The 17,146-nt window shown below is 67.8% G+C and carries 12 protein-coding genes; 10 read left to right on the forward strand and 2 right to left on the reverse strand.

Annotation, left to right across the window (positions count from 1 at the left end; translation table 11 throughout):
* The first annotated feature begins 26 nt into the window (after positions 1-26).
* The 6 genes from Y900_RS02250 to Y900_RS02275 all read left to right on the forward strand — a co-directional run bounded on the left by Y900_RS02250 (position 27) and on the right by Y900_RS02275 (position 9,569).
* Positions 27-2,399, forward strand: coding sequence for a heavy metal translocating P-type ATPase (locus tag Y900_RS02250; RefSeq protein ID WP_237752487.1), 2,373 nt, complete (start codon positions 27-29; stop codon positions 2,397-2,399).
* A gap of 140 nt (positions 2,400-2,539) precedes the next feature.
* A complete protein-coding gene (locus Y900_RS02255) occupies positions 2,540-3,820 on the forward strand; it encodes an MgtC/SapB family protein (RefSeq protein WP_420329729.1) in 1,281 nt (426 codons plus the stop codon).
* A 295-nt stretch (positions 3,821-4,115) separates the two neighbouring features.
* Positions 4,116-4,469, forward strand: coding sequence for a hypothetical protein (locus Y900_RS02260; protein ID WP_081844960.1), 354 nt, complete (start codon positions 4,116-4,118; stop codon positions 4,467-4,469).
* Positions 4,466-5,023 carry a GNAT family N-acetyltransferase gene (locus tag Y900_RS02265; protein ID WP_420329791.1) on the forward strand — a complete coding sequence of 186 codons (558 nt, stop codon included), beginning with the start codon at positions 4,466-4,468 and terminating at the stop codon, positions 5,021-5,023. The genes Y900_RS02260 and Y900_RS02265 overlap by 4 nt, the downstream gene beginning before the upstream one ends.
* 113 nt (positions 5,024-5,136) lie before the next feature.
* Positions 5,137-9,261 carry a SpoIIE family protein phosphatase gene (locus tag Y900_RS02270; RefSeq protein ID WP_051660291.1) on the forward strand — a complete coding sequence of 1,375 codons (4,125 nt, stop codon included), beginning with the start codon at positions 5,137-5,139 and terminating at the stop codon, positions 9,259-9,261.
* A complete protein-coding gene (locus tag Y900_RS02275; RefSeq protein WP_036338497.1) occupies positions 9,258-9,569 on the forward strand; it encodes an STAS domain-containing protein in 312 nt (103 codons plus the stop codon). The genes Y900_RS02270 and Y900_RS02275 overlap by 4 nt, the downstream gene beginning before the upstream one ends.
* An 8-nt stretch (positions 9,570-9,577) precedes the next feature.
* Here the strand turns inward: Y900_RS02275 and zapE are convergent, their stop codons facing one another.
* Positions 9,578-10,666, reverse strand: a complete 1,089-nt coding sequence (zapE, locus tag Y900_RS02280) for a cell division protein ZapE (protein ID WP_420329730.1) — start codon at positions 10,664-10,666, stop codon at positions 9,578-9,580.
* On the opposite strand from zapE, the gene Y900_RS02285 reads away from it, so the two are divergent.
* The 4 genes from Y900_RS02285 to msrB are packed head-to-tail and all read left to right on the forward strand — an operon-like array spanning position 10,665 to position 14,811.
* Positions 10,665-11,459 carry a pyrimidine reductase family protein gene (locus Y900_RS02285; RefSeq protein WP_036338504.1) on the forward strand — a complete coding sequence of 265 codons (795 nt, stop codon included), beginning with the start codon at positions 10,665-10,667 and terminating at the stop codon, positions 11,457-11,459. The two genes, zapE and Y900_RS02285, sit on opposite strands and share 2 nt — an antisense overlap.
* A 36-nt stretch (positions 11,460-11,495) precedes the next feature.
* Positions 11,496-13,070 carry an alpha/beta fold hydrolase gene (locus Y900_RS02290; RefSeq protein ID WP_036345615.1) on the forward strand — a complete coding sequence of 525 codons (1,575 nt, stop codon included), beginning with the start codon at positions 11,496-11,498 and terminating at the stop codon, positions 13,068-13,070.
* A 20-nt stretch (positions 13,071-13,090) separates the two neighbouring features.
* A complete protein-coding gene (gene aftC / locus Y900_RS02295; RefSeq protein WP_036338507.1) occupies positions 13,091-14,395 on the forward strand; it encodes an arabinofuranan 3-O-arabinosyltransferase in 1,305 nt (434 codons plus the stop codon).
* On the forward strand, positions 14,392-14,811 hold the full coding sequence (msrB, locus tag Y900_RS02300; RefSeq protein ID WP_036345617.1) for a peptide-methionine (R)-S-oxide reductase MsrB: 420 nt from the start codon (positions 14,392-14,394) through the stop codon (positions 14,809-14,811). Before aftC ends, msrB begins: the two co-directional genes overlap by 4 nt.
* Here msrB and Y900_RS02305 read toward each other — a convergent pair.
* Positions 14,771-17,116: a putative bifunctional diguanylate cyclase/phosphodiesterase gene (locus Y900_RS02305; RefSeq protein WP_036338510.1), complete on the reverse strand. Its 2,346-nt coding sequence runs from the start codon at positions 17,114-17,116 to the stop codon at positions 14,771-14,773. The genes msrB and Y900_RS02305 overlap by 41 nt on opposite strands.
* Positions 17,117-17,146: the final 30 nt, after the last annotated feature.

The raw sequence follows: 17,146 nt of genomic DNA on the forward strand, positions 1-17,146 counted from the left end.
GCTCGCGGACGTGCCGGGGCGGGCCCGTGAGCGACGCCGCGAGCGCCGAACGGCCGTTGTGGCTGCGGATCCGGCCGCTGATCGAGCCGGTTCTGTTGGCGGTCACGGTGACGGCTCTGCTGCTGGGCGGTCTCGCCTGGCTGATCGGCCGGCACGGGATCGCCGACGGCATCTGGGCCGTGGGAACACTGTCGGCTGTGGTGCCCGCGCTGGTCTGGGTTGTCCTCTCGCTGTACCGCGGGCGAGCCGGGGTTGATCTGCTGGCCGTGCTATCCCTGGTCGGCACGCTGTGGGTGGGCGAGTATCTGGCCGGCGCCCTGATCGCGGTGATGCTGTCCACTGGCCGCTTTCTGGATGCCGCCGCGCAGCGCCGAGCGTCGAAGGATCTGCGAGCTCTACTGGAGCATGCGCCGCGTTTTGCCCGGCGCAAGGCCGGCGACGCGGTCAGGGTCATCCCGCTGGCGGACGTCGCAGTCGGTGATGTGCTGGTGGTCGGCCCCGGCGAGGTGGTGCCAGTGGATGGCCGGATCGAGGGCGCCGAGGCGATTCTCGACGAGTCGGTCTTGACCGGTGAGCCCCTGCAGGTCGAACGTGCGATCGGTGAGCCGGTCCGCAGCGGTGTGGTGAATGCCGCCACCGCCTTCGACATTCGTGCGACGGCCACCGCGGCAAACAGCACCTACGCCGGCATCGTTCGGTTGGCCGAGCAGGCCGGCTCCGAACGCGCACCCATCGTTCGGCTGGCTGACCGCTATGCGGCAGCGTTTCTGCCGGTGGCGCTGGTGGTGGCGGCCGCCGCGGGGCTGGCCGGCGGATCGTGGGTTCGTGCGGTGGCGGTGCTGGTGGTGGCGACCCCGTGCCCACTGCTGCTGGCCGCGCCGGTGGCGATCGTGTCGGGGTTGTCACGCGCATCACGCCACGGTGTGGTGGTCCGCAGCGGCGGGGCTCTCGAAAACTTGGGCCATGCAACGACATTGGTGATGGACAAGACGGGTACGCTCACCGCCGGCCGCCCTGTCGTTGTCGACGTTCTGCCTGCGCCCGGCTACAACCGCAAGGAGGTTCTGCGCCTCGCCGCGTCCGTCGATCAGATGTCTCCCCACGTGCTGGCCGAGGCGATCGTCACCGAAGCACTCGCGCAGGGAATACCGCTGTCGTTGCCCGTCAACATGATCGAGCAACCGGGGCGCGGCGTCGCCGCCACCGTCGATGGCGCGCAGGTTTCCGTGGGCAAAGTCTCCACCGCCGTTCCGGAAGCGGGGTGGGCGCGCGCAGCGGTCAACCGGGCGAGCCTGGACACCGCCGCGATCGCATGGGTCGGTGTCGACGATGCCGTGATCGGCGCGGTGCTGCTGCGAGATCCCCTGCGGCGCACGGCGCCCCGGACCATGCGCCGCCTGCGCGCGGCGGGCTTCACCCGGCTGGTCATGCTGACCGGCGACCGGGCCGCGCCCGCGCTGGAGGTGGGCACCGTACTCGGTTTGGACGAGGTGTACGCAGATCAAAGCCCCGCCGACAAGGTCGCCGCCGTACGCGCCGAACGGGAGAAGGCGGTGACCGTCATGGTGGGCGACGGCGTGAACGACGCCCCCGCCCTTGCCGCAGCCACAGTCGGAGTCGCGATCGGCGCACGCGGCGCCACCGCCTCATCGGAGGCCGCCGATATCGTGCTGACCACCGACCGGTTGGACCGCCTCGCCGACGCGATGGACATCGCCCGCTGGTCCCGGCGCATCGCGGTGCAGAGCGCGGTCGTCGGAATGGCCCTGTCGTTGCTGGCAATGGGCGTCGCCGCTTTCGGTTGGCTGCCGCCCGCGGCGGGAGCGCTCCTGCAGGAGGCCATCGACGTCGCCGTGATACTGAATGCGCTACGCGCGCTTCGCGGTAACCCCGCACTGGGCGTTGCACTGCCTCACGAGACGGAAGTCCTTCTGCTTCGATTCGCCGCCGAACACGACATCCTGCGGGACGCACTCTCACAGCTTCGCGATGCCGCCTCCCAACTCGACAGCCAGCGCGACGGCCCGGCGCTCGAGGCGCTCGAGCGTGCCTACCGGTTCCTCACCGACCAGTTGCTGCCCCACGAGGATGCCGAACAGAACGATCTCTACCCGGCACTGGCCGCACCCCTGGGCAGCGCCGAAGCAACCGCCACCATGAGCAGGACACATGCCGAGATTCATCGCCTGACCGATCGGATCGGCAATCATCTCGAACTGGCCCGAAACGCCGGAGCCGTCCAGTTCGACCAGCTCGACGACCTTCGCGCTTGCCTTTACGGGCTGCACGCGTTGCTGCGGCTGCACTTTCTGCAGGAGGAAGAGAACTATTTCACGCTCACCGACGCTGAGGACCCCGGGGCGAAGCGGACAGCGGACCAGATACCACCAACCCGATGACGTTCGACCCCCATGTCGTCACGAAAGCGGCAATAGCGTTGAAGGAACGTGACATTGCACGAGTTCTTCTCGACGCGCTCATCGGTGAGTAGCGCCGACCCTGCCTACCGGCCAGCACGACGTCGCCATAGGATTGCGCGGTGACCGTTGCGGGCGGCTTCGCTGTGAACGCACAGCAGCTGGAGCCTTTCCTGGTGGCGTTGGCCATCGGATTGCTGCTCGGCTTCGAGCGTGAACGTAGCCACAGCCGCCGGCTGCCCGCCGGTTCGCGCTCGTTCGCGTTGCTGTCGCTGGCCGGCGCGGTCGCGGCGAGCTTCAACACATGGGCTGTCGTGGCCGGGATGGTTTGCGTTGCAGCACTTCTCACTCTTGCCTATCTGCGCACCAGCCAGGACGATCCCGGTACCACCACCGAGATAGCCGCTTTTGTGGCCTACCTGCTCGGCGCCTTGGCCTACACCCGGCCCGCAGTGTCCGTGGCGCTCGCGGTGATCGTGACGCTGCTGCTGCTGTCGAAAACCCGGATCCATCGGTTCGCCCGGGAAATCGTCAGCGAGATCGAACTCGAGGACGCAATCAAGTTCTTCGTGGTCGCCTTCGTGATCCTGCCCATGCTGCCGGATCGGCAGATCGGGCCCTATGGGGTCCTCAACCCGTCGAAGGTGTGGCTGCTGGTCGTGCTGCTGACCGGTATCGGCTGGCTCGGCTACATCGGTGTTCGCGCCCTGGGTCCCCAGCGTGGCCTACTCGTCACCGGTTTGGCCGGCGGCTTTGTATCGGCCAGCGCGACGACGGCGTCCATGGGCCGGGCCAGCCGGACCGACGCCGGCTTACGCGCACCGCTGGCGGGCGCACTGCTGGCCAGCGGCGCCACCTTTGCCCAACTTCTCCTCGTGATCGGCCTGGTCGACATCGACGTGCTACGCAGGCTGTGGCTTCCCGTCGCCGCGGGAGCCGTCGTCCTGGTCATCGTGGCGCTGGCGGTGTACCGACGCGCTGCGCGGGACCGGCCCCATGACCCAGAGCCCGCCGAGGACGCAGCGTCCACGCCGGCTGCCCGGCCGTTCGCACTGCGACCCGCTCTCATCCTGGCCGCGGTACTGACCGTGGCCCTGCTCGTCGGACGTTGGGGCGCCGACGTATTGGGGCCACAAGGCGCGGTGCTCGCCGCGTTCGCAGCGGGGCTCGCCGACGCACACGCCGGTTCGGTCGCCGCGGCAAGCCTGGCCGCCAAAGGCGACATCAGCGTCGACACCGCATTGGTCGCGATCGCCGCCGCGCTCGGGTCCAACCTACTGGTGAAGGTCGTGCTGGCCTTCACCGCAGGCGGGCGCCGCTTCGGGCTGGGGTTCGTCGCAGGCATGGCCGGCCCGACAGTGGTGTTCGGTGCGGCGCTGGCCGCCGCGGTCGTCTTCAGCTGAGCTCTCGACGACGGTTCGGCGGGACCGGCAAAGTCGACGCTGCTCTCTCAACGCTTTTGGCTGCTATCGCCAGGCCCGCCTACGCCAGGTGTAGCAGCCCAATCTTTCGCCCGTCGCTTGCCTGACGCTACGCCTACCGCAGGAATTAACTACCGTAGACATCAAATCGTCGCGAATTGGCCTGCCAAACCACCACCTGTTGGTGCCACCCGCGCCGATCAGACCGCCGGTCTTGCGGCCACCCGACGGACACGAAGTGGTATGTCATCATTCCGATGGGGGTGAGGAGGAGTTCGTGCGTTCTCCACTGTCGGTGACACTGGCCGCGGCGACCCTCCCTGCGGCGGGCAGCGCAGCAACGGGATCATCACTGATGTCAGCCGTCGCCGACGTCCAGCCGTCCGAGATCGCGCCGGGCTTCGGCTACCCGCCGGACTCTCCCTGTTTCCATATCTGCGCCAAGACCGGTGACGCTTATCTGCCCCGCAGCTCCGGCGCGCCGGATGCAGCGCAATACGCGCTGCAGAACGCCCCGCAAGGGTCAGCCGTGGGCAGCCGGGTGTTCTGGGACTGCTACCGCGACCGGGTGTCCACCGCGGTCCTGAGCAATCCGCACACCAGAGAGCACCTGGCCCGGTGGCACCTTTGAACCTGAACTCTCCCAACAGTTTTGCGGCCGCCGAGATATCCCATGCCGGCGAAGCCGATGCCGTCGAACTCGCCGATCTGGCAGCCATCACCTTCCCGCTCGCGTGCCCGCCGACCTCGCCGCCCGCCGACATCACGGCCTTCATCGCCGCGCATCTGTCGCGCGGGCGGTTCGCCGACTACGTGGTGGACCCATCGCGCACCGTGCTCGCCGCCCGGTCCGGCGGCCGAATGGTCGGCTACGCGATGTTGATCGAGGGGGTCAGTGCCCATCCCGACGTCGCGCAGGCAATCACCCCACGGCCCGCGGTCGAGCTGTCCAAGCTCTATGTGCTGGCCGACAGCCACGGGTCGGGAGTCGCTGCGGCGCTGATGGACGCCACCCTGAATCGGGCGGCCGACGCCGGAGCCCGGTGCGTCTGGTTGGGCGTGAACCAGAGAAACAGTCGCGCGCAACGGTTCTATGGCAAACACGGGTTCATCGTCGTCGGCACCAAGACATTTCCGATGGGGACACACACCGAACAGGACTACGTCATGGTGCGCCCGTTGTAATCTCGCGCCACGGAGTCGGCTTGGTCGACTATCCCGCTGGTTTAACAACGGGGCCGTAAGGTGAACCCGTTGGCTGATCACACCAGGGGCGGATCTAGCCGAAAGGACGTTTGGTGGACGTTGGATCAGCTTCCGGCCCCGACGATCATGTCGGTCACGAACTGGCCAAAGTCGACTGGGCGTCAACCCCGCTAGGACCGTCCGCCGACTGGCCACAGAGCCTGCGTACCGCCGTCAGCATCGCGCTGTCCTCCCGCTTTTCCATGTGGATGGCCTGGGGCCCGGACCTGACGTTCTTCTGCAACGACGCCTACCGGCGCGACACACTCGGCCGCAAATACCCGTGGGCCCTGGGCCGCCCACTCAGCGAGGTCTGGGCCGAAATCTGGGACGACGTCGGCCCCCGCGTCGGCCGGGTCCTGGCCACCGGCGAAGCCACCTGGGACGAGGGTCTTATGTTGTTCCTCGAGCGGTCGGGCTACCCCGAGGAGACCTACCACACCTTCTCCTACAGCCCCCTGCGCGACGAAGCGGGCCAGGTGGTCGGCGTGCTGTGCGTTGTCAGCGAGGACACCGAGCGGGTGATCGGCGAACGCCGGATGGCCACCTTGCGGCACCTCGGATCCGACCCGTCGGTGGTGCGCACCGAGTCGGAAATGCTGGCATTCGCGGGCCGCCAACTCGACCGCAACACCCTCGATCTGCCGTTCACTCTGACGTACTTGTTCGATGACGACGGGACCGCCCACCTCGCCGGAGCCAGTGGAATTGCCGCCGGTCATGCTGCAGCCCCGGCGACAATACCCAGCGGCGGTTCGGGCATCTGGCCGGTCGACCAGCCCGCCCGCCGCGAATCGGTCGTCGTCGACCTCGACGCTGCACCGTTCACCGATCTGCCCACCGGCGGATGGCGCACACCGCCGAGCCACGCGCTGGTGACACCACTCCTGACCCAGGGTGGCGCCCCGTCCGGCTTCTTGGTCGCGGCCCTGAACCGATACCGGCCCCTCGACGACGAGTACCGCGGATTCATCGACCTGGTGGCCGGGCACCTCGCGACCGGCGTCTCCAGTGCCCGCAGCTACAGCGAGCAGCAGCGGCGCGCCGATGAGCTGGCCGAGTTGGACCGCGCCAAGACGACGTTCTTCTCCAACATCAGTCACGAGTTCCGCACCCCGATCACCCTGATCCTGGGTCCGGTCGGCGAGCTGCGGGCCCACGCCGGCCTGGATGAACGTGCTCAGCAGGAACTCGACGTGATCCAGCGCAACGGACTGCGGTTGGCCAAGCTGGTCAACACACTGCTCGACTTCTCCCGTATCGAGGCCAACCGGGTGCAGGCCCACTACGAACCGGTCGACCTGGCCCAGGTGACCGCCGAACTGGCCAGCGTGTTCCGTTCCGCCATCGATCGTGCCGATTTACAGCTGATCGTCGACTGTCGGCCCCTCGCCGAACCGGTGTACCTGGATCGCGACATGTGGGAAAAGGTCATCCTCAACCTGCTGTCCAACGCGCTGAAGTACACCTTCTCCGGATCGATCACGGTCCGGGTGACCCAGGACGGCGACGAGGCGGTGGTGACCGTCGCCGATACGGGCATCGGCGTATCCACCGCCGAGATGCCGAGGCTTTTCGAGCGATTCCACCGCATCGAGAGCGCCCGCGGCCGCTCCACCGAAGGCAGCGGCATCGGGTTGGCCCTGGTGAAGGAACTCGTCAGCTTGCACGGCGGCACCATCACCGCCGACAGCGTCGAGGACTCCGGCACCACCTTCACCATCCGGCTTCCGGTCGGAGCCGGGCACCTGCCCGCCGAGGCGCTCAGCCCGGCAGGCACCAGCCGGTCGTCGAACATCGCCGAGCCCTACGTGCAGGAAGCGCTGCGCTGGCTGCCCGACGGCGGCACCGGTGACCTGGCCGCGGTACCCAACCCGCCGCCCGCCGTCGAGTCGCCGAGCCGTGTGCTGGTCGCCGACGACAACGCCGATATGCGCGAGTATCTTGTGCGGTTGCTGCGTGGCGCCGGATATCAGGTGGATGAGGTCGCCGACGGTCAACAGGCCCTGAGCCGCATCCGAGCCGACCGCCCAGACCTCGTGGTGAGCGACGTCATGATGCCCCGCCTGGACGGGCTGGCTCTGGTGGCCGCTCTTCGCAACGACCCGCACACCGTGGCGGTGCCTGTGCTGCTGTTGTCGGCGCGCGCCGGACAGGAGGCCTCGATCGAAGGCCTCCAAGCCGGTGCCGACGACTATCTGGTGAAGCCGTTCGTCGCCGCGGAGCTGCTTGCCCGAGTACGGGCGAACATCGAACTGGCCAAACTTCGCAGCCACCACCTCCGGTGGCGGACCGCACTGGTCGAGTCGCTGCAAGAAGCGTTCTTCGTCTGCGACGAAGTCGGTGCGGTCATCGAGATGAACAAGGCGTTCACCGACATTCTCGGCTTCGGGCCCGAAGACCTGCCCTACGATCCGGTCCACCCGTGGTGGCCGGACGCGGAAACGCAGCCCGAGGCCAATGCGCAGATCGTCGATGCGTTCTCCGCCCTCCCCGATCAACCGCATGGCAGCTACACCGTGCCGGTGAATCATCGTGACGGGCATCGGGTGTGGATCACCGCCAACATCGCGCACGCCCAGGACCCGGCGACGGGTCGCAGCGTCATGGTCGGTACATTTCGTGACGTCACCGCTGAGCACTACAGCGTTCAGCGTCAGACCGCCCTTTCCACACTGAATCAGCAACTGGCACAGGCCGATGCGGTGGACGACGCACTACACGGGGCGCTGGAGCAAGTCCGCGGGCAATGGTCGGCCCGGCGGGTGCTGGCGGCGATCTTCCCGGGCGGCGGCGCGACCGGGCCGAGATCGGAGCATCCCGATTTCGCCGGTGACGCCGATGAGGCGCAGTGGGAGGCTCTGGCACCGCAAGTGCGAGAACACATCATCGAACTCGGCAGCAGCGGCAACCTGCTCACGCCCGACACCAGCATCGCCGGATCGGCCGGCATTGCGCTGCAACATCCGCGCGGCACCCTGGTCATCTGGCTCGAACTCCCGGCCGAGCGACCGTTCACCCCCGAAGACATGACGTTGCTGACCGTCCTCAGCGGCCGTCTCGGCCAGGGTTTGCAACGCGTTCACCAGCTTGATCAGCAGCGGGAAACCGCACTGGCACTGCAACATTCGATCCTTGGCCCGGACGACCTGCCTGCCGGTTTCGCGGTGCGCTACCAGCCGGCGTCCCACCCGCTGCAGGTGGGCGGCGACTGGTATGACGTGATCGCGCTCGACGACGGCCGGATCGCCCTGGTCGTCGGCGACTGCGTGGGACACGATCTCAGCGCAGCGACGGTCATGGGGCAGCTGCGCAGCGCCTGCCGCGCGCTACTGCTCGAAAGATCAAGCCCCGCAGCGGCACTGGCCGGGCTGGACCGTTTCGCCGCGCGGCTTCCCGGCGCGCAGTCCACCACAGCCTTCTGCGCCATCCTGAATCCCGCCACCGGTCAGCTGGTGTACTCCAGCGCGGGCCACCCACCGCCGATCCTGGTATGCCCCGACCGGACCACCACCCTGCTGGAGGGCGGCCACTCCATCGCACTGGGTATCCGGCCTGACCGGGAACGCCCCCAGACCGAGGTGACCCTGCCCCCACAGGCCACCCTGCTGCTGTACACCGACGGCCTCGTCGAGCGAAGACGTCGCTCGCTCGACGAAGGAATAGAGCAGGTCACCAACGTCATTCGTGACGACAGCGCCCTCGACCTCGACCCATTGGCCGACCAGATAATGACAAGCCTGGCACCGCCAGGCGGATACCAGGATGACGTCGCCTTGCTGATCTATCGACACCCGAAACCACTGGAAGTGACGATCCCCGCCGACCCGCTACACCTGGCACCGGCCCGCGCTGCGCTGCGCGACTGGTTGACATCGGCCGGAATCGACCACGACCAGGCGCAGGACGTCCTCGTCGCCGCCGGCGAGGCCGTCACAAACGCCATCGAGCACGGATATCGCCACGGCGAGGGCGGCACGATCACCCTGCAGGCCACCTCCGAAGTCGATCTTCTGCGCCTGACCATCTCCGACGCCGGCTCGTGGAAGCCGAAGGAAACCGGCTACACCCACCGTGGCCGTGGCATCCAGATCATGGAAGCGTTGATGGAGGATGTCTCGATCCTCCCCGACGAAAGCGGCACCGTCGTCCGCCTGTCGACGAGGATCCGCCGATGAGCACCCCGCTGACAGTTCGCGTTGAACGGGCCGCCGGCGGCCAGCTGGTGCTGCGCGCGGCCGGCGAGATCGACGCCAGCAACGTGGCCGACTTCGCCGAGGCGCTCAATGCCGCGGTCAACGGTGGCAGCGCCCTCAACGTGGATCTGACCGCGGTGGACTACCTCGACAGTGCCGCGATCAATGCCCTTGTCCCCCACGCTGAATCGCTAGAGATCGTTGCAAATCCGGTACTGATGCGGGTGCTGACGGTGAGCGGTCTGGCCGAACTCGCCAAGATCCGGCCGGCAGCCGAACCCGAGGACTGACGCCTGCTTTACAGCCCGCCCGGGCTGGTCAGGGCCAGGAGTCGTGACGTCGCGCGAAGGTATTTCTTGCGGTACCCGCCTGCCAGCATCTCGTCGGAGAAGATCGTGTCGAGTTTGGCGCCGGAGGCCACCACCGGGATTCCCGCGTCATATAGCCGGTCGGTGAGCGCCACCAGTCGCAACGCCACGTTCTGGTCGTCGATCGGGTGGACGCCGGTGATGTACACGCACGCAACCCCTTCGATCAGGGTGAGATAGCGCGACGGGTGCATGGTCGCCAGATGCGCGCACAGCTCATCGAAATCGTCGAGGGTGGCGCCGGGCTGCGCGGCCGCCCTGGTCGCCACCGCCTCGTCGGTGAGCGGGTCCGGCGCGGGTGGCAGGCCACGATGTCGGTAGTCCGGGCCTTCGATCCGCACCGTGGTGAAAATGCTTGCCAGCGTATTGATTTCGCGCAGAAAATCTTGGGCCGCAAAGCGCCCTTCACCCAGTTGCTCGGGCAGCGTGTTGGACGTCGCGGCGATCGAGACGCCGCGCTCCACGAGCTGAGACAGAAGCCGCGAGATCAGGGTGGTGTTGCCCGGGTCGTCGAGTTCGAACTCGTCGATGCACACGACCACATAGTCGGCGAGCAGATCGATGCACTCGACGAACCCGAAGACCCCGGCAAGCTGGGTCAGCTCCCCGAAAGTGGCGAACGCCTTGGGGCGCTCGGCCGAGTCGGGCAGTTGCCGGTAGCACGACGCCAGCAGATGGGTCTTGCCCACGCCGAAGCCGCCGTCGAGATAGATCCCGGTGCCGGGCACGGTGTCGCGCTTACCGAACAGCTTCTTCTTTCCAGCGCGCCGACGAGCGGCCTCCTCGCAGAACGCCTGGCAGGCGTCCACTGCCGCGGCCTGGGTGGGCTCGTCGGGGTCGGGCCGATAGGTCGTGAAGCTGACGCCCGCGAACGTGGGCGGCGGGACGAGTTGGGCGATAAGCCGCTCCGGGGACACGGTCGGGTGCCGGTCGACGAGGCGGTCCATGACACGAACCCTATCGACCGGTCGCTCCCCGGGTCGCTTCGCTCCTGCCCGCCGTGCTGCAATCGACTTCATGGCCGACCCGAGCTCGAACGACCCGGATGGGACGAACTTCACGCTGTTGGGTGGCGCCGGCGCCGCCGACATCGTCGATGACGACCGGCTCTACGAGCTCTACGCCTACCCTGCCGCCGCGGAGAGGTGCGTGGTCCGCGGCAACATGATCGCCAGTCTCGACGGCGGCGCCGCCACCGAGGGCACCTCGGGCGGGCTCGGCGGCGCCGGTGACCGGCGGCTGTTCCGGGTACTGCGCGAACTGGCCGACGTCATCGTCGTCGGTGCGGGCACCGCACATGGCGAGGGCTACTCGGGTGCCCAGATGACCATCGCACAGCGCGGCAACCGGCAGCTCCGCGGCCAGGGCGAGGTCCCGCCGATCGCGCTGGTCACCCGGTCCGGCCGAGTCGACAACGACTGGCCGGTGCTGACCCGCACCGAGGTAACCCCCCTGGTGCTCACGTGTGCCGACGTCGCGGCGGACACCGGCGCCCGGCTGGGCGGCGCGGCCGAGGTGATCGCCTGCTCGGGCGACGACCCGGCCGAGGTGGACCCGGCCGTCGCACTTGCCGCGCTGGCCGAGCGGGGATTGCGCCGGGTGCTCTGCGAAGGCGGACCCACGCTGTTGGGCACGTTCATCGACCACGGCCTGCTCGACGAGCTGTGCCTGACCACCGCCCCGACGCTGGTCGGCGGCGAGGCACCGCGGATCGCGGGCGGCTCCGGTCAGGTGCTGACCCCGATGCACCGCGCACACCTGATGTCGGACGGCGAGGGCTATCTGTACGGACGCTACACACGCGTCGGCTGAGCAATCCGCACCGGCGGTGTCGCTAGGGTGGTGGGCATGCGCGATCGTCGGGTCTGGGCCCCCCAGGCCATCGTCAGCCTCGGCACCGTGGCGCTGACTGTTCTGCTGTCCGGATGTGCCCCGTGGCTGGCCGCCAACCCGCAGTTCGCCAGCGACAAGGCGCACAACCCGTCGGGCCCGACCACCACCAATCCGGCGGGCGGACCGCCGGCCATCGCGGCACCCAAGAACGAGCTGGGCTGGAAAGACTGCACATCGAAGGTATTCGGTGACGCGGGGACCCCGCCCGCGCCCGGCGTGATCCTCGAGTGCGCAAGCTATGACGCCGACCTCGACCCGATCGCCGGAGCCACCGGCACGGTGAGCATCGGCGTGGTGCGCGCCCGCTCGGTGCAGACCCCACCCGACGCCGGGCCGCTGGTGTTCACCACCGGATCCGACATCCCGTCGTCGATGCAGCTGCCGGTGTGGCTCTCCCGGTCCGGCGCCGACGTCCTCAAGAGCCATCCCGTCGTCTCCGTGGACCGCCGCGGCATCGGCATGTCCAGCCCGGTGGACTGCCGCGACTCGTTCGATCGCCAAGAGATGCGCGACCAGGCGCAGTTCGAGTCCGGCGACGACCCGGTCGCCAACCTCGGCGCGATCACCATGACCGCGACGACGAGCTGCACCGACACCATCGCGCCCGGCGACTCCGCCTACGACAACGCCCGCGCCGCCGAGGATCTCGAACGGCTGCGCAGCACCTGGGACGTGCCTGCGCTGGCGCTGATCGGTGTCGGCAATGGCGCGCAGATCGCCCTGGCCTACGCGGGTTCCCACCCCGACAAGGTGGCCCGGCTGGTGCTCGACTCCCCCGTGCCGCCCGGCGTCAACGCCGAAGCCGCGGCCGAGGAACAGGTCAAAGGTCAGCAGGCCGCCCTCGACGCGTTCGCCCAGCAGTGCGTGGCGGTCAACTGCGCGCTCGGGCCCGACCCGAAGGGCGCCGTCGACTCGCTGCTGGCGGCGGCCAGGGCGGGCCGCGGCCCCGGCGGGGTGTCGGTGGCGGTACTGGCCAACGCGATCGTCACCGCGCTCGGCTACCCGAGCGGGGACCGCATCGGCAGCACCGTGAGCCTGGCCAACGCCCTCGCCGCCGCCCGCGGCGGTGACGCCAACCAGCTGAACAGTCTGATCAACCGGGCCGAGGCGATGCGCGACAGCGACGGCCAGTTCATCAACTCCTGCAGCGACGCCCTGAACCGCCCGACGCCGGACCGGGTGCGTGAACTCGTCGTCCAGTGGGGCAAGCTCTACCCGCAGTTCGGCACCGTCGGCGCGCTCGATCTGGTGAAGTGCCTGAATTGGCCCAGTGGCGCCGCCCCCAAGGAACCCAAGGACCTGAAGGTCAACGTGCTGCTGCTGGGTGTGCAGAACGATCCGATCGCAGGCAACCAAGGGGTACCCGCGTCTTCGGCCACCATCATCAACGCCGGCGCGGCCAGCAAGCGAGTGATGTGGCAGGGCATCGGGCACGGCGCCAGCATCTACACGGCCTGCGCGCTGCCGCCCATGATGAGCTATCTGGACAGCGGGAACATGCCGCCCACCGACACCTACTGCCCCGCCTGAGCGTCTGACCCATCGGGCCGGTGTACGGTGCGACCGTGGCGCTAGCTGACTCATCGCGATCCGGCCTGCTGGCCGCATTCCGCCCCCGGACCAGCCCACCCACCACCCCAGCGGTCCTGCGTTCGGTGCTGTGGCCGATCGCGATCATGTCGATCATTCACCGCAGCTATGTGCTGTCGTCCAACGGTTACATCACCGACGACTTCGGCCCGGTGTATCGGGCGGTGTCGAATTTCCGGCGCGGCCTCGACATCTACAACGAGCACTTCGACTACGTGGATCCGCACTACCTCTACCCGCCCGGCGGCACCCTGCTGATGGCACCGTTCGGCTATCTGCCGGTCTTCGCCTCACACAACTGGTTCGTGTTCTTCAACACCGCGGCGATGATCATCGCCGCATGCCTGCTGGTGCGGCTGTTCAGGTTCCCGCTGAGCTCGGTGGCCCTGCCTGCGCTGCTGCTGGCCATGTTCTGCACCGAGTCGGTGACGAACACGCTGGTGTTCACCAACATCAACGGCTGCATCCTGCTGTGCGAGGTGCTGTTCTTCCGCTGGATGCTCGACGGCAAGGTCAGCCATCAGTGGCTGGCGGGTGTGGTGATCGGGTTGTCGCTGGTGGTCAAGCCGGTGCTCGCCGTGCTGCTCCTGCTGCCGCTGCTCAACCGGCAGTGGCGGGTGCTCGTGGCCGCGTTCGTGGTGCCGGTGGTGTTCAACGTCGCGGCGTGGCCGCTGGTGGCCGACCCGATGAACTTCGTGCGGCGCACCCTGCCCTACATCCTCTCGACGCGCGACTACTTCAACAGCTCAGTGCTGGGCAACGGCGTGTACTACGGCCTGCCGATGTGGCTGATCGTGGTGCTGCGGGTGATCTTCCTGGTGCTGGCGGTGGCCAGTCTGTGGCTGCTGCACCGCTATTACAAACACCGCGACCCGCTGTTCTGGATGCTCACCTCGTCGGGTGTGCTGCTGATCGCCTCGTGGCTGGTGCTGTCGCTGGCCCAGGGCTACTACTCGATGATGCTGTTCCCGTTCCTGATGACGGTCGTGCTGCCGAATTCGGTGGTGCGCAACTGGCCGGCCTGGCTGGCCACCTACGGATTCCTGACGATGGACCGCTGGCTGATGTGGCGCTGGCCGACGACGGGGCGCTTCCTGGAGTACATGAAGATCACCTACGGCTGGTCGCTGATGCTGGTCGTGGTGTTCTGCGTGCTGTACTTCCGCTACGCCGACGCCAAGGCCGAAAACCGGCTGACCGACGGTATCGATCCGCCGTGGATGCGCGAACCGCGAGCCGGCGCCGCGGGTACCGTGAACGCATGAGTTCCATTCCCGCCCCGAAGCTGGAACTGTCCGACGACGAGTGGCGCAAGCGACTGAACCCGGCCGAATACGCCGTGCTCCGCGAGGCCGGCACCGAGCGTCCGTTCACCGGCGAGTACACCGACACCAAGACTGAAGGCGTCTACGCCTGCCGGGCCTGCGGCGCCGAATTGTTCCGCAGCACCGAGAAATTCGAATCGCACTGCGGCTGGCCGTCGTTTTTCGACCCGTCGCATTCCGAAGCCGTCATCCTGCGTCCGGATGACACCCTCGGTATGCACCGGGTGGAAGTCCTGTGCGCGAACTGCCACAGCCACCTCGGTCACGTGTTCAGCGGTGAGGGCTACCCGACCCCGACCGACCAGCGCTACTGCATCAATTCGATTTCGCTGACATTGGTGCCCACGGAGGATTAGCGAGCATCGCGAGCAGCCGTTCGAACGGCACCGGCGGGCTGAAGTAGTAGCCCTGCCCGACATCGCACCCGTATTCGCGTAACTGCGCCAGCGTTTCGGCGTCCTCGATCCCTTCCGCGACGGTGGCCAGTCCCAGTTCGTGAGCGAGGTTGATCACCGCCCGAACGACCACTGCTGCACGGGGATCCGACGTGATCGGCGCGATGAAGCGACGGTCCAGTTTGACATGATCGATGGGCAGATCGCGTAGATACGACAGTGCCGAGTAGCCACTGCCGAAGTCGTCGACGGCGATCTTGACCCCCTTGGCCCGAAGGTCGCGCAAGACGCGCGAGGCCTGCTCCAGGCCCTCCAACACCACATCCTCGGTGATCTCGACGATCAATGCGGACGCGGGAAGTCCACGGTCTCGCAGCGCATCTGACACGGTGCTGGCCAGCCGGGCGGTGCCCAGCGACGGCGCGGACACGTTCACCGCGACCGGAATGGCGAACCCCGCATCGTGCCAGACCCGAGCGTCGTCAAGGGCTCGCCTCACCACGAGGTCGGTGACGGCTCCCATCAACCCATGCCGACGAACCAGCGGCAGGAACGCGTCAGGACTGAGCACCCCGCGCTCGGGATGCGGCCAGCGCACCAACGCCTCGGCCGCAACGATGCCGGACGTGCGGAGGTCGAGCTTGGGCTGATAGACCAGCGTGAGCTGCCCCTGGTCGATGGCGCGCCGGAGCTCACCGAGCAGCCGGACCGCCGACCCACGAGCCCCGGTGGCAGCACTCTGCGGTGTAGGCGGCACGATGCCGGCGGCGAAGAAGTCGGCCTCCATCTCGGCGGTGAACGTGTGCACTCCCGCAACGCGAGATGTCTTGGCGGCGTCCAGCGCGATGTCCGAACGCTTCAAGAGTTCCTCGGCACCGACGTCGGGATCGTCGCTGTCGGCCACCGCAAGGCCAACACTGGCCCGGACCATCAGCTCCTGGCCGTCGACGGCATACGGCAGGTCGAACGACTCCGCCACCCGGTGGGCGATGACGTGGGAATGGTCGTCGTCACCCTGGATGAGGACGGCGAACTCGTCGCCACCGACGCGGGCCACGGTGTCGCCGGTCCGGACAACGGTGAGGATTCGCAAGCCTACGAGGTTGAGCAGTTCGTCGCCGGCATGATGGCCGAAAGTCTCGTTGACCATCTTGAATTCGTCGATGTCGAGAGCCATCACCGCGACCGACACGCCACCTCGGTTGCGCATCTGCATGGCATGACTCACCCGATCGTGGAACACCGCGCGGTTGGCCAGGCCGGTCAACGGATCGCGAAGAGCCTGGTCGGTGACGGCAGCGAAGAGCCTCCGGTTCTCGCCCACGACAAGCAGTTGACGAGCCAGGAACGCGGCGATCAGTAGCCCGCCTGCGACCGTCGTCGGGCTGGTCAGCAGATCCTTCGGTTCCCGGGTGAACGTCGCCACGGTGGCCGCGGCCACCGGCACGAAGGGCAGTAGCACCGACGCCGACGACGGCGGCCGCACCGCGAAGGCGTGCCGGTACTCACATGCCCGTCCGGCAATGGCGGCGGCGGCGAACAACAACAAGCCGGCGAGCCATCCTACCGCGATGACACGATGTTCTGAATAGCGCTGTGCCACAATGTAAGAGACGGCCGCATCGTTGGTCAGAGCGAAGCAGAGGCTGGCCGCAGTGATCAGTCCGGTCGTCAAGCGCTGGCCCGGTAAGGCCCGGATGAACACCAGCAGGGCAATCGTCACCAACGCCGCGTCGAACATCGGGTAGGCCGTCGACGTGGCCAACAACGCGCGATCGCCGGGACGGTTCCGGTATGCGTCCTCCAGTGCCCCGATCCAGGCCACGATCACGAATGACCCGGCAACGACGAGTCCGTCGAGCAGCAACCGCACGCGCGACATCCGGCCCAACCCCAGCGGCAGCAGCAGCACCAGCACACACCCACCCAGCGGAAGCAGGAGGCGCAGCAGGTCCGCTTCGAAGGGAAATACTCGTTCGCGACCGCTGAGCGCGTCCCACGCCCGCACCCCGACCCCGACGCCGAAACCCCCGAGCCCCAAGGCAAGTCCCGACCAGGCCAGCCGCGCCTGCCCCCGGCTCAATAGCGCCGTACGTACAGCGGCACCGACCGCCGACACGGCCGCGAGGGTGAGGGTGATCTTGAAGGCAGCGATGGTTGGGGCGGTTGGCGAATGTGCGATCGCGACGGCGGCAATCGCCGGAAGTACGACCGCGGCAAGGACAACGGCGAGGACAGGACTGGCGTTGCCAAGCAGCTGCCGCATACGCCTCCACCCCCGAACCTAAAAGTTACG

It is taken from the genome of Mycolicibacterium aromaticivorans JS19b1 = JCM 16368 (assembly GCF_000559085.1).
Lineage (GTDB): Bacteria > Actinomycetota > Actinomycetes > Mycobacteriales > Mycobacteriaceae > Mycobacterium > Mycobacterium aromaticivorans.

What these genes read in the sequence shown, in the direction of transcription:
- Y900_RS02275 (WP_036338497.1), top strand. Translation starts at nt 9,258, where the DNA reads ATGAGCACCCCGCTGACAGTTCGCGTTGAACGGGCCGCCGGCGGCCAG.
- Y900_RS02285 (WP_036338504.1), top strand. Translation starts at nt 10,665, where the DNA reads ATGGCCGACCCGAGCTCGAACGACCCGGATGGGACGAACTTCACGCTG.
- zapE (WP_420329730.1), bottom strand. Translation starts at nt 10,666, where the DNA reads ATGAAGTCGATTGCAGCACGGCGGGCAGGAGCGAAGCGACCCGGGGAG.
- Y900_RS02290 (WP_036345615.1), top strand. Translation starts at nt 11,496, where the DNA reads ATGCGCGATCGTCGGGTCTGGGCCCCCCAGGCCATCGTCAGCCTCGGC.
- msrB (WP_036345617.1), top strand. Translation starts at nt 14,392, where the DNA reads ATGAGTTCCATTCCCGCCCCGAAGCTGGAACTGTCCGACGACGAGTGG.
- Y900_RS02305 (WP_036338510.1), bottom strand. Translation starts at nt 17,116, where the DNA reads ATGCGGCAGCTGCTTGGCAACGCCAGTCCTGTCCTCGCCGTTGTCCTT.